The organism is Candidatus Allofournierella merdavium (assembly GCF_944382735.1).
GTDB lineage: Bacteria > Bacillota > Clostridia > Oscillospirales > Ruminococcaceae > Allofournierella_A > Allofournierella_A merdavium.
The window spans coordinates 76,662-95,250 of the sequence record NZ_CALWND010000001.1; the positions used below are offsets into that span (position 1 = coordinate 76,662).

The 18,589-nt window shown below is 66.1% G+C and carries 19 protein-coding genes; all 19 read right to left on the bottom strand.

The genetic code is table 11. The features are described 5' to 3' along the window. Nucleotides 1-50 precede the first annotated feature (50 nt). Entirely contained in the window at nt 51-926 is an 876-nt protein-coding gene (gene rsgA, locus ACH2A7_RS00335; RefSeq protein ID WP_394958921.1) for a ribosome small subunit-dependent GTPase A, read from the bottom strand. Between the two features lie 28 nt (nt 927-954). Then, a complete protein-coding gene (gene pknB, locus ACH2A7_RS00340; RefSeq protein ID WP_394958923.1) occupies nt 955-2,910 on the bottom strand; it encodes a Stk1 family PASTA domain-containing Ser/Thr kinase in 1,956 nt (651 codons plus the stop codon). 1 nt (nt 2,911) lies between these two features. Further along, nucleotides 2,912-3,652, bottom strand: coding sequence for a Stp1/IreP family PP2C-type Ser/Thr phosphatase (locus ACH2A7_RS00345; RefSeq protein WP_394958925.1), 741 nt, complete (start codon nt 3,650-3,652; stop codon nt 2,912-2,914). Then, the gene (rlmN, locus tag ACH2A7_RS00350) at nt 3,649-4,692 is read right to left on the bottom strand and encodes a 23S rRNA (adenine(2503)-C(2))-methyltransferase RlmN (protein ID WP_394958927.1); all 1,044 of its coding nucleotides are present in this window, start codon (nt 4,690-4,692) and stop codon (nt 3,649-3,651) included. The genes ACH2A7_RS00345 and rlmN overlap by 4 nt, the downstream gene beginning before the upstream one ends. 38 nt (nt 4,693-4,730) lie before the next feature. Next, entirely contained in the window at nt 4,731-6,035 is a 1,305-nt protein-coding gene (rsmB, locus tag ACH2A7_RS00355) for a 16S rRNA (cytosine(967)-C(5))-methyltransferase RsmB (RefSeq protein ID WP_394958929.1), read from the bottom strand. Nucleotides 6,036-6,052: 17 nt separating this feature from the next. Next, a complete protein-coding gene (gene fmt / locus ACH2A7_RS00360; protein WP_394958931.1) occupies nt 6,053-6,967 on the bottom strand; it encodes a methionyl-tRNA formyltransferase in 915 nt (304 codons plus the stop codon). After that, the gene (def, locus tag ACH2A7_RS00365; RefSeq protein WP_394958933.1) at nt 6,967-7,491 is read right to left on the bottom strand and encodes a peptide deformylase; all 525 of its coding nucleotides are present in this window, start codon (nt 7,489-7,491) and stop codon (nt 6,967-6,969) included. The genes fmt and def overlap by 1 nt, the downstream gene beginning before the upstream one ends. A 34-nt stretch (nt 7,492-7,525) precedes the next feature. Then, nucleotides 7,526-9,784 (bottom strand): primosomal protein N', encoded by a 2,259-nt coding sequence (priA, locus tag ACH2A7_RS00370; RefSeq protein ID WP_394958935.1) that lies wholly within the window; start codon nt 9,782-9,784, stop codon nt 7,526-7,528. Between the two features lie 18 nt (nt 9,785-9,802). Beyond that, nucleotides 9,803-10,369 (bottom strand): guanylate kinase, encoded by a 567-nt coding sequence (gene gmk, locus ACH2A7_RS00375; RefSeq protein WP_394958937.1) that lies wholly within the window; start codon nt 10,367-10,369, stop codon nt 9,803-9,805. After that, nucleotides 10,362-10,631, bottom strand: a complete 270-nt coding sequence (remA, locus tag ACH2A7_RS00380; RefSeq protein WP_394958939.1) for an extracellular matrix/biofilm regulator RemA — start codon at nt 10,629-10,631, stop codon at nt 10,362-10,364. The genes gmk and remA overlap by 8 nt, the downstream gene beginning before the upstream one ends. A 19-nt stretch (nt 10,632-10,650) precedes the next feature. Beyond that, the gene (locus ACH2A7_RS00385) at nt 10,651-11,529 is read right to left on the bottom strand and encodes a YicC/YloC family endoribonuclease (RefSeq protein WP_394958941.1); all 879 of its coding nucleotides are present in this window, start codon (nt 11,527-11,529) and stop codon (nt 10,651-10,653) included. A 238-nt stretch (nt 11,530-11,767) separates the two neighbouring features. Next, nucleotides 11,768-13,168, bottom strand: a complete 1,401-nt coding sequence (locus tag ACH2A7_RS00390; RefSeq protein WP_394958943.1) for an oxaloacetate decarboxylase subunit alpha — start codon at nt 13,166-13,168, stop codon at nt 11,768-11,770. A gap of 19 nt (nt 13,169-13,187) precedes the next feature. Continuing rightward, nucleotides 13,188-13,553 carry a biotin/lipoyl-containing protein gene (locus ACH2A7_RS00395; RefSeq protein WP_394958945.1) on the bottom strand — a complete coding sequence of 122 codons (366 nt, stop codon included), beginning with the start codon at nt 13,551-13,553 and terminating at the stop codon, nt 13,188-13,190. A gap of 44 nt (nt 13,554-13,597) precedes the next feature. Then, nucleotides 13,598-14,926, bottom strand: coding sequence for a carboxyl transferase domain-containing protein (locus ACH2A7_RS00400; protein WP_394958947.1), 1,329 nt, complete (start codon nt 14,924-14,926; stop codon nt 13,598-13,600). Nucleotides 14,927-15,080: 154 nt separating this feature from the next. Beyond that, the gene (locus ACH2A7_RS00405; RefSeq protein ID WP_394958949.1) at nt 15,081-15,935 is read right to left on the bottom strand and encodes a pseudouridine synthase; all 855 of its coding nucleotides are present in this window, start codon (nt 15,933-15,935) and stop codon (nt 15,081-15,083) included. Between the two features lie 106 nt (nt 15,936-16,041). Continuing rightward, nucleotides 16,042-16,443 carry a GerW family sporulation protein gene (ytfJ, locus tag ACH2A7_RS00410; protein WP_394958951.1) on the bottom strand — a complete coding sequence of 134 codons (402 nt, stop codon included), beginning with the start codon at nt 16,441-16,443 and terminating at the stop codon, nt 16,042-16,044. Between the two features lie 40 nt (nt 16,444-16,483). Continuing rightward, nucleotides 16,484-17,275, bottom strand: a complete 792-nt coding sequence (locus ACH2A7_RS00415) for a DUF2953 domain-containing protein (protein ID WP_394958953.1) — start codon at nt 17,273-17,275, stop codon at nt 16,484-16,486. Next, nucleotides 17,276-17,866 carry an SMC-Scp complex subunit ScpB gene (scpB, locus tag ACH2A7_RS00420; protein WP_394958954.1) on the bottom strand — a complete coding sequence of 197 codons (591 nt, stop codon included), beginning with the start codon at nt 17,864-17,866 and terminating at the stop codon, nt 17,276-17,278. 3 nt (nt 17,867-17,869) lie between these two features. After that, a complete protein-coding gene (locus ACH2A7_RS00425; protein ID WP_394958956.1) occupies nt 17,870-18,586 on the bottom strand; it encodes a segregation and condensation protein A in 717 nt (238 codons plus the stop codon). Nucleotides 18,587-18,589: the final 3 nt, after the last annotated feature.

The window sequence follows — 18,589 nt, forward strand, 5'->3', positions numbered from 1 at the left end:
CTTTGGATGAAAAAAGGCCGGGGCGGGGCCCGGCCTTTTGGGTGCAATGCTCAGCGCACTTCCCAGTCCTTGATGTCCTTCACCTCGTCGTACATGGCAAGATAACTCTCGTAGCGGGTGGGGCCGATCTGGCCCGCCTCCACCGCCGCGCGCACGGCGCAGCCCGCCTCGCTGCGGTGGGAGCAGCCGGTGAAGCGGCACCGGGGGATGTAGGGTTCAAACTCCGGGAAGGCGTATTGCAGGTTCTCCTTGGGGATATAGCAGGCGCGGCCGGTGTCCAGGCTGGCAAAGCCGGGGGTGTCGGCCACCAGGCCCCCGAAGGCCTCGAAGATCTCCACCTCCCGGGTGGTGTGCCGGCCCCGGCCCAGCTTCTGGCTGATGGCTCCGGTCTGGCGGGTGAGGGCGGGCAGCAGGGCGTTGAGCAGGGTGCTCTTGCCCACGCCGGAGTTGCCGCAGAAGGCGCACAGCCGCCCCTCGATCCAGCCCCGGATCTCGCCAAGGCCCTCGCCGGACACATGGTCGGCCACGATCACCGGCAGGCCGGAGAGGGCGTAGGCGTTTTTCAGCTTTTCTGCACCCGCCAAATCGCTCTTGGTGATGACCAGCACCGGCTGCACGCCCTTGTCCACCGCGATGGCGGAGAGTTTGTCCAGCACCAGGGTGCTGGGGGTGGGCTGGGTGGTGCTGGCCACGATGAACAGCACGTCCAGGTTGGCGATGGGCGGGCGCACAAAGACATTTTTGCGGGGCAGGATGTCGGCGATGACCCAGCTGCCGGCCTCCTCCTCCACCGTGACCTTGTCCCCCGCCACGGGGGTGATGTTCTTTTTGCGGAAGATGCCCTTTGCTTTGCATTCCAGCACGCGGTCCTCGGCGTTTACATAGTAAAAGCCGCCGATGCCCTTTGTGATATATCCCTCAGGCATAAAACTCCTCTTCGTTTTCTGCGGATGATCAGGTGGTGCCGGCTGCCGGCTGGCCGTTCTGGGCGCCGCCGGCAGCGGCCCCGTTGTCCGGCGTGGTGGCCGGCGGCACGGCAGTGGGCGGCACCGCGGTGGGCGGCACCGGAGTGGCGGGTGCCGGAGTGGGCAGGACCGGAGTGGGTACCGGAGAGGGCGTGGGAACGGGGGTGGGCTCCGGCGTGGGTTCCGGCGTGGGCTCCGGCGTGGGTTCGGGACCCATGGAGACCACCAGCCCCACCTGGGAGTACACCTTGACGGTGGCGCCCTCCACCGGGGCGGAGTCGATGACCACGCCCGCCGCGTAGTCGCTGCTGTAAGCCTCGGTGACAACGCCGACCACCAGGTTGTTGTTGGTCAGGGCCTTCTGGGCGTCCTCCAGGGAGATGCCCTTCACCGGCGGCACGGTGGTCTCGGTGTCGATCTTCTTCTGGCTCACATACACCGACACCGTCTCGCCGCTGGCGATGCTCTCGCCCGCCGCGGGCTCGGTGCGGATGACGGTGCCCTCGGCCAGGGTGTCATCCTCCACGATCATCCGGCGCACCTGCAGGCCCAGGTCCTTCAGCTCCTGCTCCGCGTCGGCGATCTTCCACTGGCTCACGTCGGGCACGTTCACATACAGGGTGCCCAGGCTCACCTTGACGGTGACCTTCTGGCCCTCCTTGACGGTGCGGGGCCCGCGGGGCGACTGGTAGTAGATGACCCCCGCCTCATATTTATCGCTGTACTCCTGTTCGGCCACCAGAGTCAGCTGGCCGGAATACTCCGCCTTCACCGTCTCCCACTGCATGCCGGTGAAATCGGGCAGTTCCACGTCCTCCTTGCTGCTGAACAGCGGGTTGGTGGAGTTGGCGAAGATGAGGGTGCACAGGATCGCGCTGCCCAAAGCAAAGGCCGTGGCCATGCCGGCCAGGATGGGCAGCACCCCCACCCTGCGCTTGCGGCGGGGTTTGGCCGGCTGCCGGCTGTCCTTGTTGGCGGGAGCACCTGCCGGTTTGCGGCCCCCCCGGGCGGGAGCCCTGCGGCCCGACGGGCCGGGATTTGTCTGTTTAACCACCTTGTCTATATACCTCTCTGGCGAATCCTCTGTGAGATATTCGTACTCGAACCGGATGCTGGGGTTCTTTTTGAACTCCTCCAGGTCGTTGAGCATGGCCCGGGCGCTGGGGTAGCGCCGCGCCGGGTCCTTCGCCATGGCCCGGGCGGTGATGTCCTGCAGGGCTTTGGGCACATCCGGCGCCACCTCGCCCAGGGGCACGGCGGTGTCGGCGATCTGCTTGATGGCCACGGACACCGCGCTGTTCGACTCAAAGGGCAACTTGCCCGAGAGCATCTCGTACATCATCACGCCCATGGAGTAGATGTCCGCTTTGGCGTCGGTGACGTCGCCCTTGGCCTGCTCGGGGCTGATGTAGTGCACCGAGCCGATGGCCTTTTCGCTGGTGTCCTGGTACTCCGCCCGGGAGAAGCGGGCGATGCCGAAGTCCATGATCTTGACCCGGCCGTCCGCCAGCAGCATGATGTTCTGGGGTTTGATGTCCCGGTGGACGACCCCCTTCTGGTGGGCGTGGTCCAGCGCGTCCAGGATCTGCTGGCAGAAGTGGACCACCTCTTTCCAGGTGAGGGGCCCGCCCCGGCGGTTCATATACTCCTTCAGGGTGATGCCGTCGATGTATTCCATCACGATGAACTGGAGCCGGTCGGTGACCGACACGTCGTACACCTTGACGATGTTGGGGTGATCCAGGATGGAGATGGCCTTGGATTCGTTCTTGAACCGGCGCACCAGTTCGGTGTTCTGGCTGAACTCCTCCCGCAGGATCTTCACCGCCACCACGGTATCGGTCTTCAGGTCTTTTCCCTTATAGACGTTGGCCATGCCGCCCACGCCCACCAGGCTTTCCAGCAGGTAGCGGCCTTCCAGTTTTTTGCCGATCAGTTCGTCCATTTCAGTCCTCCGTGGGTTCCACCCCGACCAGCAGGGCGGTGACGTTGTCCTGGCTGCCGTCGGCCAGGGCCCGCTCCACCAGCTTGCGGGGGGTGATGAAGAAGGGGGTGTGCTCCAGGATGTCCTGCAACTGCTCCGCCGGCACCGCCCCGGACAGGCCGTCGGAACACAGCAGCAGCACGTCGCCCTGTTTGACCGGGGCGCTGGTGTAGTCCCCTTCCACCTGGGGCTCCACGCCCAAGGCCTTGGTGATGAGGTTCTTGTGGGGATGGCAGGCGGCCTGCTGGCTGGTGAGCTGGCCGCTCTCCACCATCTGCTGCACCATGGTGTGATCCACCGTGAGCTGCACCAGTTCCCCCGGACGGCACAGATAGGCCCGTGAGTCGCCCACATGGGCCACATGCACCGTGCCCTGGCGCACCAGCACGCAGACGGCGGTGGTGCCCATGCCCCGGTTGGCGGGGTCCTTCAGCGATTCATCGTACACCGCCCGGTTGGCCTGGGCGATGCACCGGGCCAACAGTGCCTGTTCGCCGCCCTCGGGCAGGTCTGCCAGGCCCTCGGCGAAGCAGTCCTCCAGGGCGTCGGTGGCCACCTGGCTGGCAAGCCGCCCTGCGGCCGCGCCGCCCATGCCGTCGCACACCACGGCCCACACCGTGTCGTCGGGAAGGCGCGCGGCGCGGTAGTTGTCCTGATTTTCGGCGCGGTAGCCGCCCTTGTCGGTCTTGCCCGCCAGTTTCATACCCTTCCCTCCTTTGCCGCCTCTTCCCGGCGCAGCTGGCCGCAGGCGGCGCTGATGTCGCTGCCCAGCCGGCGGCGAACGGTGGCGTTCACCCCGAGTTCGGTGAGCAGCGCCTGAAAGCGCTTGACATTTTCGGCGTCGGTGGCGGAATAGGGGCTGCCGTCCACCGGGTTGATGGGGATGAGGTTCACATGGGCCCCCATGCCCCGGATGAGCGAAGCCAGTTCCCGCGCGGTGGCGGGGCTGTCGTTGACGCCCCGCACCATGGAATATTCAAAACTCACCCGCCGGCCGGTGGTCTGCTGGTAGCGCCGGCAGGCGGCGATGAGCTGGGCCACCGGGTAGGCGTCGTTCACCGGCATCATCTTGCTGCGCATCTCATCGTTGGGTGCGTGGAGCGAGATGGAGAGGGTGAGCTGCAATTTTTTCTCCGCCAGCCTGTCGATCATGGGCACGATGCCGCAGGTGGACAGGCTGATGTTGCGCATGCCGATGTTCACCCCGTCGGGGCAGGAAATGATGGTGAGAAAATCCATCACGTTGTCGAAGTTGTCCAGCGGCTCGCCGATGCCCATGAGCACGATGTGGCTGATGCGCTCGCCGATGTCCTTCTGGGCGGTGTAGATCTGGGCCGCGATCTCCCCCGCCTCCAGATTCCGCACCCGGCCCGCCTGGGTGGAGGCGCAGAAGCGGCAGCCCATCCGGCAGCCCACCTGGGTGGACACGCAGGCGGTGACGCCGTAGTGATAGCGCATGATGACCGTCTCGATGCAGTTGCCGTCCGCCAAAGCGAACAGATACTTCACCGTGCCGTCCTTGGACTGCTGCCGCCGCGCGATGGCGGGGGCGGCGATATAGTATCCCTCTTCCAGCTTTGCCAGCAGGGCCTTGGGCTGGTCGGTCATGGCGGAGAAATCCGTGACCAGCTTCTGGTGCAGCCAGTGAAAGATCTGTTTTGCCCGGAAGGCGGGCTGCCCCAGTTCCTTCATCAGCGCCGCCAGCCCCTCGGGCGTATAGGAGGATATACAGTTCTTGCTCATTGTATCACAAACCCTCGTTCGTTTCCATACCCGGGTGGTCAGGCCCGGTCCAGCACCGCGACAAAAAAGCCGTCGGAACCGGCATAGCCGGGCAGCATGGTCTGCATGTTATCCCGCACCAGCGCGCCCTCCAGCACCACCGGCGGCGGCGCGAGGCGGAACTTTGGCGCGTGTTCCAAAAAGGCGCGCACCGCCTGCTGGTTTTCCCTCTCGTCCATCGTGCAGGTGGAGTAGACCAGGCGCCCGCCTTCCTTTACATAACGGGCGGCGTTGGTGAGAATTTTCAACTGGAGGGCGTGCAGGTCTTCTGCTCCCTCCAGGGATTTATAGCGGATGTCCGGCTTCTTGGCGATGATGCCAAGGCCGGAACAGGGCACATCGCAGAGCACCCGGTCGGCTCCGGCCAGCGCCGGATCATAGACCGAGGCGTCCCCCTGCCCCACCGTGACGCAGGAAAGGCCGCACCGGCGCGCCGCCGTTTCGATGAGGGACAGCCGGTTTTTCGCCGCGTCAAAGCTGAGAAGGCGGCCTCTGTCCCCCATCTGCTGGGCCAGCAGCAGCGTTTTGCCGCCGGGGGCGGCGCAGAGGTCCAGCACCGTCTCGCCGGGCCGCGCCTCCAGGCAGAGGGCCGCCGTCTGGCTGGCCAGGCCCTGCACATGGTAAAGCCCGTCGGCAAAGGCGCGGGTGGCGGCGGGGCTGCCGGAAAATTCCGCCTCCACCGCGCCGGGCAGCGCCAGCGGCCGGGCTTTGACGCCCTCTTGCTCCAGCTTTGCGCACAGTTCTTCCGGCGTTGTGCGCAGGGTGTTGCACCGCAGGGTGACCGGCGGCTTTTCAAAGAAGGAGGCCAGCATCCGCTCGGCCTTGTCCGGGTACTGCTCCAAAAGCAACTCCACGATGGGCAGACCCACCGAGTAGCGCACCGACAGCTCCTCTGCCCGGCGGGCAAAATGGGCGCGGTCGGCGTCCAGCCCCACGGCCCGGCGCAGCACCGCGTTCACAAGGCCCGCCGCGCTGGCCTTTTTCAGCTGGCGGCAGAGGTCCACCGCCGCGTTCACCGCCGCCGGCACCGGGGTGCGCATATACTTTGCCTCGTAGAGGCCGCAGCGCAGCACCGCGCGCACCGGGGCGTCCAGCTTTTGCAGGGGCTTTGCAAAGCACCGGCCCAGCGCCCAGTCCAGGGTGAGCAGCCTCTCGGTGACGCCGTAGAACAAGGCGCTCACAAAGGCCTTGTCCTGGGGCGAAAGGGCCTGCCGTTCCAGCGCGGCGGCCAGCACCAGGTTGGAATAGCCGTTCTGCTCCTGTTTCACGAGGGCGAGGGCCGCCGTGCGGCGGGCGTTGTCCATGGTCAATGCTCCTTGTCTTACAGGGTATCGCCGGGCTTGAGGCGGCGGCCGGCCGCCCAGGCCGACCCGGCCATGGGCTTTTTGCCCTCCGGCACCACTTCGGTGAGTTCCAGCGCGCCCTCGCCGCAGGCGACGGTCAAAGGCGAAAGGGTCAGCACCCGGCCCGGCGCGCCGCTGCCCGCGGCCACCCGGCTTTGGAGGACTTTTATCTTCTTGCCCTCCTCCTCAAAGAAGGCGACGGGCCAGGGGTTCATGCCCCGCACCAGGTTGTGAAGCTCCGCGGCCGGGCGGGTGAAGTCAAAGCGGGCCATCTCCTTGGTGAGAGGCGGCGCCTGGGTGGCTTTGCTGTGGTCCTGGGGGGTGCGGGTCACTTCGCCCCGCCCGATGGCGGCGATGGTGTCCACCAGCGTCTTCGCGCCCTGGGCGGTGATGCGCTGGAACAGCTCGCCGCTGGTCTCCTCGGGGCCGATGGCCACCGGGGCGACGGTGAGGATGTCGCCGGTGTCCAGGCCCTCGTCCAGATACATGATGGAGACGCCGGTCTCGGCGTCGCCGTTGATCACCGCCCACTGCACCGGCGCCGCGCCCCGGTATTTGGGCAGCAGCGACACATGCAGGTTGATGCAACCCAGGGGCGGCACCTCCAGCACCTCGGGGGGCAGGATGCGCCCGTAGGCCACCACCACAATCAGCTCGGGGGCAAGGGCGCGGATATCCGCCTGCACCGCCTCGTCCCGCAGGGTGCGGGGCTGGTAGACGGGGATGCCTTTGCTCTCAGCCAGCACCTTCACCGGCGGTGCGGTGAGCACCTGCTTGCGGCCCACCGGCTTATCCTGCCGGGTGAACACGCCGCAGACCTGGTGCCCCGCCTCCAGAATGGCCGCGAGGCTGGCCGCCGCGATGTCCGGCGTGCCCATAAAGAGAATGCGCATCAGTCTTCCTCCGCCTCGTCGGGGTAGTCGTCTTCATAGAAATGATCGGCCAGGTCCATGATGGTGATGCCGTCCAGGTGGTTGGTCTCGTGGCAGAAGCACCGGGCCAGCATCTCCTCGGCCTCCATCTCAAAGGTGTCGCCGTGGCGGTCCTGGGCGCGGATCTTCACCTTGCGGGGGCGGGCGATGGCCCCGTTGTGCCCCGGGAAGGACAGGCACCCCTCGTAGAGGGTGACCGTGTCCTCCGACTGCTCGATGATCTCCGGGTTGACGCACTCGATGAATTTGGGCTCGTAGCCCTCGGGCACGGTGCCGTCCTCCGGCAGGTCCCGCTCATCCAGCGCGATGAACAGCCGCCGCATGACCCCCACCTGAGGCCCGGCGAGGCCCAGGCCGCCGGCGTCCAGCAGGGTCTCCTTCATGTCGTCCAGCAGGGTGGCGAGACGTCCGTCAAAGCTTGTGACCGGGCGGCAGACCTTTTTCAGAATGGGGTCGCCGTCCTGTACGATGGTGCGAAGTGCCATAGTTCGTTGCTCCTTTTTGTTGCGGCGGGGCGGTTTAATCCCCGTCGGAATTGAAATCCAGCGTCACGGCCGCCTTCGCGGGCAGCCCCGCGGCGGCATAATCCTGCATCACGTCCGCCAGCAGCGCCCGGAAGGCTTTGTCGTTGCGGCATTTGATGGTGAGTTTGTAGCGGTAGCGGTCCTTGATGAGGACCACGTTCATGGGCGCGGGGCCCAAAAGGCGCAGCGGCATCTTCGGCTGCTGCTTTGCCCGGTCGGTGAGCAGCGCGCCGAAGCGGGCGGCGGCGGCCAGGGTCTCGCCGTCCTTTTCGCCGCTGAAGGCGGCGATGCACACCGCGCAGAAAGGCGGGTAGAGGCACATTTTCCGGAAGGCGATCTCCTGGGCGAAAAAGGCCTCGTAGTTCTGGGAGGCCGCCAGGTTCAGCACCGGGTTCTGGGGGTCCACCGTCTGAATGACCGCATGGCCCGGCTCGCTGGCCCGGCCGCCCCGGCCGATCACCTGGGTGACCAGGCTGAACACGTTCTCATAAGCCCGAAAGCCCTGGGAGAAGAGCAGGCTGTCCACCCCCAGCACCCCCACCAGGGTGACCTTTTCAAAATCCAGGCCCTTGGCCACCATCTGTGTGCCCAGCATGATATCGTAGTCGCCGGCGGCGAAACGGGCCAGCATCCGGTCGTGGGCGTTCTTCTGGCCGGTGGAGTCCTGGTCCATGCGCAGCACCCGCGCCTCGGGGAACAATTCGGCCAGTTCCTCCTCCACCCGCTGTGTGCCGAAGCCGGTGTAGCGCAGCTTGCCGCCGCACGCGGGGCACACCGTGGGCACCGGGGAGATGGTGTGGCCGCAGTAGTGGCACAGCAGCTTGTGCTCGGCCTTGTGGTAGACCATGGGCACGCTGCAGCTGCCGCACTTCACCGCCTTGCCGCACTGGGTGCACATGCCCACCGTGCGGTAACCCCGGCGGTTGAGCAGCAGGATGGTCTGCCGCTTTGCCGCCAGCGTTTCGCGGATGTGCCCGGCCAGCGGCGCGCTGATGCTGGCGGGGTTGCCCGCCGCCAGTTCGGCGCGCATGTCCACCAGTTCCACGGTGGGCAGCGGCTGGCTGGCATAGCGTTTTTTGAGTTTATAAAGGGTGTAGCGCCCTTCCAGCGCGGCCTGGTAACTCTCCACACTGGGGGTGGCGCTGGCGAAGAGCACCAGCGCGTTATGGTCGGCCGCGCGGCGCTTGGCCACCTGCCGCGCGTCAAAGCGGGGGGCGCTCTCCGACTGGTAGGTGTGCTCCTGCTCCTCGTCCACCACGACAAGGCCCAGGTTCGTCAGCGGCGCGAACACCGCGCTGCGGGTGCCCACCACGATGTCGGCCCCGCCGGTCTGGATCATCCGCCACTGCAACAGGCGCTCGGTGTGGCTGAGGGCGGAGTGCTGCACCGCCACCCGCTCGCCGAAGCTGGCCTTGAGGCGGCGGATCATCTGGGGGGTGAGGCTGATCTCCGGCACCAGGACCAGGGCGGTGCGCCCCAGTTCCAGGCAGCGCTGGATGAGTTTTAAAAACACCAGCGTCTTGCCGCTGGCGGTGACGCCGTAAAGCAGCGCCGCCGAAGCCCTGCCGCTCTCCATCTGCGCCGCCAGGCCCGCAAAGACCTTCTGCTGGTCCTCGCTGAGCACCACCGGCTCCTCCGAGCGGGGGATGCCGGCGTAGAGGTCCACGGTCTTGTCCACCTGGCCTTTGCGCAGCACGCCCTTTTCGCAGAGGTTATCCAGCACCGCGCGGGAGAGGCCCATCTCCGCCAGCGCGGAGGCGGGCAGCGGGCCGTTTTCCAGCGCCGCGGCCGCCGCCTTCTGCTTTTCGGTGGGTTTGGGCTTTTCGGGCAGCGGCCCGGCCAGTTCATACAAGGGTTCTGTGTGGCGCTGCAGCTGCTTTTGCAGCCGGGGGCCGTTCTCGGTGCTCGCCGGGCGGTACTGGGCCCCGTAGGGGATGATGGCCCGCACCGCCTCGTACCAGGTGCAGAAGGTGCGCTCCTTCAAAAAATGAACGAGGCCCAGCAGTTCGTCGGTGAGGCGGGCCTCCTCGGGGGCGGCGTCGAACAGTTCCTTGCAGCGGCCGGCCTCCTCCACTTCTCCCAGGGCCAGCACCACGCCGGTGCGGGGCTTGTTGCCCTTTCCGAAGGGCACCAGCACCATGCTGCCCACGAACACCGCCCCGTCCAGCCGGGGCGGCAGCAGATAGGTATAAAGCTTGTCAAAGTGGAAGGTGGCCCCGCTGACTGCCACTTGAACGGTCTGCAACAAAGCCACGTTCCCCCTTTTTCTTATTTATGTATGCTGATGCTCCTGAATGAGCCGGTAGACCTCGTCGGCGCAGCGGTCCACGTCGTCGTTGACCACCACCTCGTCGTAATCCGAGGCGTAGCCCATCTCCTCCACCGCCCGGGCAAGGCGGCTCTGGATGGCCTGCTCGCTCTCGGTGCCGCGGTGGCGCAGCCGCTCCTCCAGCTCGGCGTAGCTGGGGGGCTGGATGAAGATGGTGGTGGCCCCGGGGTAGAGGCGCTTGATGTTGGTGGCGCCCACCACCTCGATCACCAGGATGACGGTGGTGTGGGCGGCAATGCGCTTGTCCACCTCGGATTTCGGGGTGCCGTAGTAGTTGCCGCAGTACTGGGTGTACTCCAGGATCTCGCCGTCGGCGATCTTCTTTTCAAAGGCGGGCACGGTGAGGTAGTAGTAGTTGACCCCCTCCTGCTCGCCGGGGCGCTTGTCGCGGGTGGTGGCGGAGACGGAAATTTCGATCTCCGGGTGCTGCTGCATCAGCCGGGAGACCACCGTGTCCTTGCCGGAGCCGGAAGGCCCGGACACCACCACCAGATACTGTTCGTTATTCATTGTCCATCTCCTCGTCGTCCTCCACGTCTTCCACCGTCAGGCGGTTGGCCACCGTCTCGGGCTGCACCGCCGAGAGGATGACGTGGTCGGAATCCATGATGATGACCGCGCGGGTGCGCCGGCCGTAGGTGGCGTCGATCAGGGCGCCCTTGTCCCGGGCCTCCTGCACGATGCGCTTGATGGGGGCGCTCTCGGGGCTGACGATGGCGATCAGGCGGCTGGCGTTGACCATGTTGCCGAAGCCGATGTTGATGAGTTTCATACCTTCCCCTCCCCTTTCGTCACTCGATGTTCTGGATCTGTTCGCGGATCTTCTCGATCTCGGCCTTGGTGTCCACCACCATGCGGGTGATGGCAAGGTCCTGGCACTTGGAGCCGATGGTGTTGGTCTCCCGGTTGAGCTCCTGGGTGAGGAAATCCAGCTTGCGGCCCACCGGGCCGTCGGTCTCCAGGATCTCCCGGTACTGGGCGATGTGGCTGCGCAGGCGCACCGTCTCCTCGTCCACGGCGGTCTTGTCGGCAAAAATGGCCGCCTCGGTGAGGATGCGCCCCTGGTCGATGTTCTGGTCCTGCAGGATGGTCTGGAGGCGGGCGTAGAGTTTTTGGGTATATGCCTCCACCCGCTGCGCGCTGCCCTCCTCGATTTTGCCCACTGTCTTCTCAATGACGGCAAGGCGGCCCAGCACGTCCGCCTTCAGTTTTTCGCCCTCCACCGCCCGCATGGCGATGAAGTTGTGGAGCGCGGCGTCGCACACGCCGGCCACATCCTGCCACAGGGCCTCCTCGTCCACATTGGCATGGCGCACGGCCAGCACGTCGGGGAACCGGGCCAGCAGGCCGGCGGTCACATCGCCCGGCACGCCCGTCTCGGCGCGGATGGCATCCAGCGCCGCGGCGTAGCTTTTTGCCAGCGGCATATTCACCTGCACCGTCACGTCCGGCGCGCTCACCGTCTGCATCTGGAGGCTCAGTTCCACCTTGCCCCGGCTGACGGCGGCGCTCAGGCGCTTTTTCAGCTTGTCGTCCATATAGGCGCAGCTGCGGGGGATGCGGGCGGAATACTCAAAATAGCGGGAATTGACGCTTTTGATTTCCACCGTGATGTCACGGCCGTTCACCAGCGCCTCGGCGCGGCCGTAGCCGGTCATGCTCAGGGCCATTCAAACCCACCTCTTTCACGTTTTGTCGGGTGATTCGTTGTATATTTTCTTGGCGAGGGCCGGGTCCCCCATTTAAAATATACATATTGCTATCTTACTCTTTTTGGCCTCTCTTTTCAAGGTTTTGCTTCCAATTTCTGCCCGCCGTGAACCGCGCGTTCCCCTGTTTTTCAGCATTGGCAGGGTGGAACAAAAATATCCTCCCGCCCAGCGGGCGGGAGGATGCAGAGGGTAAAAATCACACCGGATGGCTCTTGGAGGCGTAGTCCACATGGTCGCCGTCCACGCCGGCGGCCTTCTCGGCACGCTTTTCGAAGAACTTGGGGGCCACCTGGGGGAACATGGCGTAGGTGAGCACGTCCTCCTCCTGGATGGCGTACTTGGCGGCCTCGGCCTTCATCTTTTCCACCTCCGGCTCCAGCAGGTCTGCCGGACGGCAGGTGATGGGCTGTTCGTCGCCCAGGATCTTCTTGGTGAACTCGGGGCTGATGGGCGCGGGGGTGCGGCCGTAGTCGCCGTGGACCAGGCCCTTGAACTCCTTGGTGACCATCTTGTAGCGCTCGCCCAGGATGACATTGAACACCGCCTGGGTGCCCACGATCTGGCTGGTGGGGGTGACCAGCGGCGGATAGCCGGAGTCCTCCCGCACGCGGGGGATCTCCTCCAGCACCGCCTCCAGCTGGTCCTCCTTGCCGGCGTCCTTCAGCTGCTTGAGCAGGTTGGAGAGCATGCCGCCGGGCACCTGGTACAGCAGGGTGTTGGCGTCCACGCCCAGCACCTTGGGGCTGATCTGGCCGTTGGCGATGTACTTTTCCCGCAGCTTTGCGAAGTGGGCGCGCACCACGTTCAGCTTCTTCAGGTCGAGGCCGGTGTCATACTCGGTGCCCTTCAGGGCGGCCACCAGGCTCTCGGTGGGCATATGGCTGGTGCCCAGCGCCAGCGGGCTCATGGCGGTGTCCACGATGTCCGCGCCGGCCTCGATGCCCTTCAGGATGGACATGGAGGCAAGGCCGGAGGTGTAGTGGCTGTGGATGTCCACCGGGATGGAGACGGTCTCCTTCAGCGCCTTCACCAGCTCGTAGGTGGCATAGGGGGTCAGCAGGCCCGCCATATCCTTGATGCAGATGCTGTGGGCGCCCATCTCCTCCAGGGTCTTGGCGTAGTTGGCAAAATACTCGTTGTTGTGCACCGGGCTCAGGGTGTAGCTGATGCAGCCCTGCACATGGGCCTTCTCCTTGATGGCCGCCTTGATGGCGGTCTCCAGGTTGCGGGGATCGTTCAGCGCGTCGAAGATACGCAGGATGTCGATGCCGTTGGCCACCGACTTCTGCACGAAGTACTCCACCGCGTCGTCGGCGTAGTGGCGGTAGCCCAGCATGTTCTGGCCGCGGAAGAGCATCTGCAGCTTGGAATGGGGCATCTCCTTGCGCAGGATGCGCAGCCGCTCCCAGGGGTCCTCATCCAGAAAGCGGATGCAGGCGTCGAAGGTGGCGCCGCCCCAGCACTCCACCGAGTAATAGCCCACCTCATCCATGGCGGGCAGGATCGGCCGCATCTCGTCCATGGTCATGCGGGTGGCAAGCAGCGACTGGTGGGCGTCGCGCAGCACCACTTCAGTAATCTTTACGGGTTTTGCCATCTCGAACACCTCCCGTTTCTCAGTTCAGCGTGGCCAGCACGTCGCCGGAGTTCACGCTGTCGCCCTTCTTCACGTTCACCGAAGCAACGGTGCCGTCCTGCGGGGCCACGATCTCGTTTTCCATCTTCATGGCCTCCAGGATCACCAGCACGTCGCCCGCCTTCACCGCGGTGCCGGGAGCGGTCTTGACCTCCAGAATGGTGCCGGGCATGGGGGCGTTCACAGCCACCGCGCCGGCGGCCGGGGCGGCCTTGGGGGCGGGGGCGGCAGCGGGAGCCGCCTTGGGGGCGGGGGCCGCCACAGGGGCGGGCGCGGCGCCGGGGGCGCTCTCCTCAACAGTCACATTGTACGGGGTGCCGTTGACGGTGATGGTGTAGTGTTTCATAGTCCGTGTTCCTCCTAATCAATCGATATGACCTATCGTTTTTATCAAAGAGCCATGTTGCCGTGCTTCTTGGGCAGCCGCTGGGCGCGCTTGCTGGCCAGGATGTCCAGCGCGTTCACCAGCGCGGCGCGGGCGCCGGCGGCATCCACCTGCAGATCGGCGGCGCCGGCGGCCACGGCGGCCGCGGCGCTGCAGTGCTGCGCCGCATACTGCACGGCGGTGGCGGAGGTGGCCGCAGACAGATTGTCGGTCTGCTCCAGCTTGTCCTTGAAGAGCACCCGGGTGGCGGCCAGGGGCTCCAGCGCGGAGACGGTGCAGCCGGTGACGGCCAGCCGCAGGTCCGCATTGGCCAGGGCGGTGTAGACGGGACCCACCGCCTTGCCCATCAGCAGGGCCACCCTGGCGGTGGTGGCGTCGGCGTATGTACCGGCCAGCCGGGCGGCGGCGCGGAGGCCGCCGGCCTGATCCTCGCTGGCGCTGGGCACGAAGCCCTCGCTGTTGACCACCGTCACCACCGGGATGCTGAAGGCGTCGCACAGACGCACCAGGCGGGCGGCCTTGTCCACGCAGGCGCGGCACAGTTCCGCGGGCTGGGTGGCCACCACGCCCACGGCGTTGCCGCCCACGGTGGCCAGGGCGGTGTAGACGTTGCCGCCGAAGGCGCTGAACAACTCGATGGCACTGCCCTCGTCCACCAGGGACTTCACGATCTGGGCGGCGTCGTATTTGACCAGGTCCGGCAGTTCCGCCGGGGCCTCGAACTCGAACACCGAGGGGCCCGCCAGGTTGTTGCCGGGCAGCAGGGTGACGATGCGGGCGGCCAGAGCCACGGCCTCGGCGGCCGTCTTGGCGGTGAGAGCAGCCACGCCCGCCTTGGCGGCGAATTCGGCGCTGCCCGCGCCGGCCAGTTTATCGCCGTGGGCGGCGCTGGTGAAGGGGGCGGTGAAGAACAGCTCGGCCCCCTCGGCCATGATGCACACATCGGCGCTGGCGGCGGCCAGGGCGGCGCTGGCGCCGCAAACGCCCACCACCACAGCCACCTGGGGCACCACGCCGGACACCTTCGCGATGGCGGCATTCAGCCGGGAAGCTGCGGTCAGCACATCCAGGCCCTCTTCCAGCTTCGCGCCCACCGAATCGTAGAAGGTGACCACCGGGTTGCCGGTGAGGGCCGCCATCTCCAGGACCTTGATCTGCTTTTCCACATCCTTCACGGTGAGCGCGCCGCCGTTCTGGCACACCGCGTACACCGGCTGGCCGCCGGCACAGCCGTGGGCCGCCTCCACCGCGCCGGATGCCAGCAGCGGGGTGTAAACGCCATCGTCAAAGAACGTTGACAAAATCTCGCCCGTGCCCAGCTTTTCTTTCGCCATAGTTAACCCTCCTGTTTCATTGCCACGAAAAAGCGTGTACCGCCTTCGTTTTTTCTTTCCAAATTGTCTTTATTATACTGCTTTGATAAAAGGATAACAACATCTTTTTCCCACTCACCTGCATAGTACAACAAAATTGGCAGATGGGACAAACTCATTCGCCCCGCTCCGGGCGCTGCCGGCGGGGAGAGGCTCTCCGGGCCGGCGCCTTGCCCGCCGCGCGGGCCTGCCGCCGGGCGGCGGCCTCCTGGCTGGCCTGGGTGCGGGCCCGGGCCTTGCCCTTCTGGGCGGCGGCCCGCAGGGCGGCCACCTCGCTCTTGGTCAGTTCCCGGTACTGCCCCGGCTGGAGCATCCCCAGCTTCACCGCGCCCATGGCGCTGCGGCGCAGCCGCGCCACCTCCAGGCCCACCGCCTCGCACATGCGGCGGATCTGGCGGTTCTTGCCCTCCTTGATGGTCATCTCCAGCACGGTGCGGCCGGGCTCGTCCACCACCACGTTCACCACGGCGGGCTGGGTGACGGTGCCGTCCTCCAGCGTGACGCCCTCGCTCAGGGCGACCACCTGGCTCTCGTCCGCCCGGGGGTGCACCGTGACCCGGTAGAGTTTGCTCACCCCGTGGGAGGGATGCATCATCAGGTTGGCGAAATCACCGTCGTTGGTGAGCAGCAAGAGGCCCTCGCTGTCCTTGTCCAGCCGGCCCACTGGGAACACCCGCACCGGGTAGTCCGCCAGCAGATCCATCACCGTCTTGCGGCCCCGCTCGTCACTGGTGGTAGTGACGAAGCCCCGGGGCTTGTGGAGCATCAGGTAATGGTATTCCTGCTTTTTCACCAGCCGGATGCGCTCGCCGTCGATCATCAGGCTGTCGCGGTTCACGTCCATCTTGTCGCCCAGGCGCGCCGGATGCCCGTTGACCTTGACCCGCCCTTCCAGGATGATCTGTTCGGCGGCGCGCCGGCTGCACAGCCCCTGTTCGGCCATGACTTTCTGTATGCGTTCCAATGCCATTTGTCGTGCTTCCCTTTCCTGTCGGTTGCGATGTGCAAAGGGAGCAGCCGGAACCGCGCCGCGCCCCGCGGCGCATCCCCTGTTCCAGCCACCCCCCGGCTTTGTATTATTCCTGCGGTTCGGCCGGGCCGGCAGGCTCGGCGCTCTCCTTTTTGCCCAGCATCCCGCTGAGTTTGTCCACCAGTTCGGGCAGCATGTTCAGCGCCCGGTCCACCGTGCTGGAGGGATCCGCCAGCTGCACGGTGCGCACGTTGCCGTCCTTGACGATGAGAAAGGCCACCGGCGTGACCGACACGCCGGCGCCGGTGCCGCCGCCGAACAGTTCCTTGGTGGTCTTTGCGCCAAAGTCGGAGCCGCCGCCGGCAAATCCGAAGGTGACCTTGGACACCGGCAGGATGGTGGCGCCGTCCACCCGGATGGGCTCGCCGATGATGGTATTGGAGCCGGTCATCTCCTTGATCTTTTCCAGGGTAACGCTCATCAAGCCTTCCAGCTGCCGTTCTGCCATGTGGATCTCCTTCCGGGGCGGGGCCCCTGTCTCGTTTCCGTCACAGGATCTTCTGTTCCTTCAGGCGCCGGAACGCCCAAATTCCCACTAATACCATTATAAACAAATACCCGGTGATTTTACAAGAGAAACTTGCTTTTCTCTGTTCTTCGCCGGTGTAATCCGGCTGCACGGTGATCTCACCGGGACGGATGCGGAGGAAGTTCTGCAAAACGCCCAGGCTTGCCCCTACGGCGGCCCAGACGCCGCCCACCGCCAGGGCGGTGCCGGCCGCGTCGTCCCGGTGCACCGGCAGGAAGGCTTTGATGCCGTGGACGGTGAGCCCGGCCAACAGCCGGCGCACCGCGCCGCCCGCCGTGGACACCAGCGCCGCGATCCGGTCCATATCCTTCGGCAGCCGGTCGGCCAGGGACGCGCCGGACCCGCCGGCAGTCCGCTTCGGCCGTTCCGGTGCGGACTTTTTCCGTGCCGGGGCGCCGGCGGCGCTTTCCCCTTTGGCGCCGACCTCTCCTTTATCCGGCGCCGCGCTGGCAGGCTGCGGGCCGTTTTCGGGGGGCTGCCCCTGCGCTTTTTCCGGGGCCGGCGGCTCCGCCTTTTGCGCCGGGGCGCTCTTTGCCTTTTTCCGCTTTTCGCGCCGGGGTTTGTTCTCCTTTTTCGGCGGGCGGGGGTAGAGCCTCACCCGCACAAAGAGCACCCGCAGCCAGGCGGCGAAGCCCTTTTCGTCCGCCTGCAGTTCGGCGGTGACGGGCACAAAGAGCGCCAGCACCACCAGCCCCAGCAGGATCGCCAGCACCCACAAAAGGATGCGGACGATCAGCCACAGGGCGGCCATTTAACCGTCGGCCCCCTCCCGGGGCGGCTGGGTATCCTCGGGCAGTTCGCCGGTGGCGGCCAGCTGTTCCAGCGGCAGCTCGTCGTCGTGCAGCGGCGGCAGCTGGGCCAGGCTCTCCAGCCCGAAGGTGCGCAGAAATGTGTCGGTGGTGGCAAAGCTGACGGGGTGGCCCGGCAGGTCCAGCCGGCCCGCCTCCTCGATGAGGCCCTTTTCCAGCAGCTTTGCCACGGTGGAGGAGGAGTCCACCCCGCGCACCTGCTCCACGAACCCGCGAGAGACCGGCTGGTTGTAGGCGATGATGGCCAGCACTTCCAGCGCCGCCTGGCTCAGGGGAGTGTTGCGGCGGGTGTCCAGAATTTTTTTCACCGGCCCGGCCCATTCGTTCTTGGTGGCCAGCTGCCATTTGTCCTCCAGATGGAGCAGCCGCAGGCCCCGGGCCGGACGGTCATACTCGTCCTGCAGCGCCCACAGCACCCGCTCCACCGTGTCCTCGTCCATGTCCAGCGCCTGCGCCAGCCGCCCGGCGCTCACCGGCTCGGCGTGGGCGAAGAGCATCGCCTCCACCGCGCCCATGCATTCTTTCAGTTCCATCCGTCATTCCTCCCGGTGGGTGGTTTTGCCCCGCCGCACGGCGAGGGTCTCGTCGTCGGCAATGGTGATGCGCCCGGCGCGCACCAATTCCAGCACGGCCAGGAAGGTGGCCACCGTCTCGCTGCGGCTGCCCCCGGGCGAGAACAGGCTGCGCAGCCGGCTCACCTTTCCGGTGACCAGGCCCCGCAGCACATGCACCACCCGGCTGGCCACCGACACGAAGGGGGCGGCCACCAGCGGCTCGAAGCGCTCGGCGCTGGGGGCGGCGCGGCGGCGGCTGCGGCCCATCAGGCCGAACCATGCCTGCTGCAGCAGCGAGGCGTCGTGGCGCAGGGTATAGGTGTTGTCCTGCTCCACCTCCATGGGGTTTCGCACCGCCGTGAAGGTGGCGGCGGCCATGGCGCCCATCCGGCCGGCGATCTCCTTGCAGGCGCTGTATTCGATCAGCTGGCCGGTGAGTTCCTGTTTGAGGCGCTCGGCCTCCTCGCTGCGGGGCAGCAGCAGGTAACTCTTCATCTGCACCAGCCGCGCCGCCATCTCGATGAACTCGCTGGCCACGTCCAGGCGGTGCTCGGTGAGGGTGTTGATCACGGCGGTGTACTGATCGATCAGATCGAGAATGGCGATCTCGTGCAGATCCATCTTGTTTTTGCCCACCAGATAGAGCAGAAGGTCCAGCGGGCCCTCGAACTCCTCCAGCTTAAAGGTAAGACTCTCCATTGC

What these genes read in the sequence shown, in the direction of transcription:
- scpB (WP_394958954.1), bottom strand. Translation starts at nt 17,866, where the DNA reads ATGGAACTGAAAGAATGCATGGGCGCGGTGGAGGCGATGCTCTTCGCC.
- def (WP_394958933.1), bottom strand. Translation starts at nt 7,491, where the DNA reads ATGGCACTTCGCACCATCGTACAGGACGGCGACCCCATTCTGAAAAAG.
- ACH2A7_RS00385 (WP_394958941.1), bottom strand. Translation starts at nt 11,529, where the DNA reads ATGGCCCTGAGCATGACCGGCTACGGCCGCGCCGAGGCGCTGGTGAAC.
- ACH2A7_RS00425 (WP_394958956.1), bottom strand. Translation starts at nt 18,586, where the DNA reads ATGGAGAGTCTTACCTTTAAGCTGGAGGAGTTCGAGGGCCCGCTGGAC.
- ACH2A7_RS00405 (WP_394958949.1), bottom strand. Translation starts at nt 15,935, where the DNA reads ATGGCATTGGAACGCATACAGAAAGTCATGGCCGAACAGGGGCTGTGC.
- pknB (WP_394958923.1), bottom strand. Translation starts at nt 2,910, where the DNA reads ATGGACGAACTGATCGGCAAAAAACTGGAAGGCCGCTACCTGCTGGAA.
- rsgA (WP_394958921.1), bottom strand. Translation starts at nt 926, where the DNA reads ATGCCTGAGGGATATATCACAAAGGGCATCGGCGGCTTTTACTATGTA.
- gmk (WP_394958937.1), bottom strand. Translation starts at nt 10,369, where the DNA reads ATGAATAACGAACAGTATCTGGTGGTGGTGTCCGGGCCTTCCGGCTCC.
- ACH2A7_RS00345 (WP_394958925.1), bottom strand. Translation starts at nt 3,652, where the DNA reads ATGAAACTGGCGGGCAAGACCGACAAGGGCGGCTACCGCGCCGAAAAT.
- ytfJ (WP_394958951.1), bottom strand. Translation starts at nt 16,443, where the DNA reads ATGGCAGAACGGCAGCTGGAAGGCTTGATGAGCGTTACCCTGGAAAAG.
- remA (WP_394958939.1), bottom strand. Translation starts at nt 10,631, where the DNA reads ATGAAACTCATCAACATCGGCTTCGGCAACATGGTCAACGCCAGCCGC.
- ACH2A7_RS00415 (WP_394958953.1), bottom strand. Translation starts at nt 17,275, where the DNA reads ATGGCCGCCCTGTGGCTGATCGTCCGCATCCTTTTGTGGGTGCTGGCG.
- fmt (WP_394958931.1), bottom strand. Translation starts at nt 6,967, where the DNA reads ATGCGCATTCTCTTTATGGGCACGCCGGACATCGCGGCGGCCAGCCTC.
- ACH2A7_RS00390 (WP_394958943.1), bottom strand. Translation starts at nt 13,168, where the DNA reads ATGGCAAAACCCGTAAAGATTACTGAAGTGGTGCTGCGCGACGCCCAC.
- rsmB (WP_394958929.1), bottom strand. Translation starts at nt 6,035, where the DNA reads ATGGACAACGCCCGCCGCACGGCGGCCCTCGCCCTCGTGAAACAGGAG.
- ACH2A7_RS00395 (WP_394958945.1), bottom strand. Translation starts at nt 13,553, where the DNA reads ATGAAACACTACACCATCACCGTCAACGGCACCCCGTACAATGTGACT.
- rlmN (WP_394958927.1), bottom strand. Translation starts at nt 4,692, where the DNA reads ATGAGCAAGAACTGTATATCCTCCTATACGCCCGAGGGGCTGGCGGCG.
- ACH2A7_RS00400 (WP_394958947.1), bottom strand. Translation starts at nt 14,926, where the DNA reads ATGGCGAAAGAAAAGCTGGGCACGGGCGAGATTTTGTCAACGTTCTTT.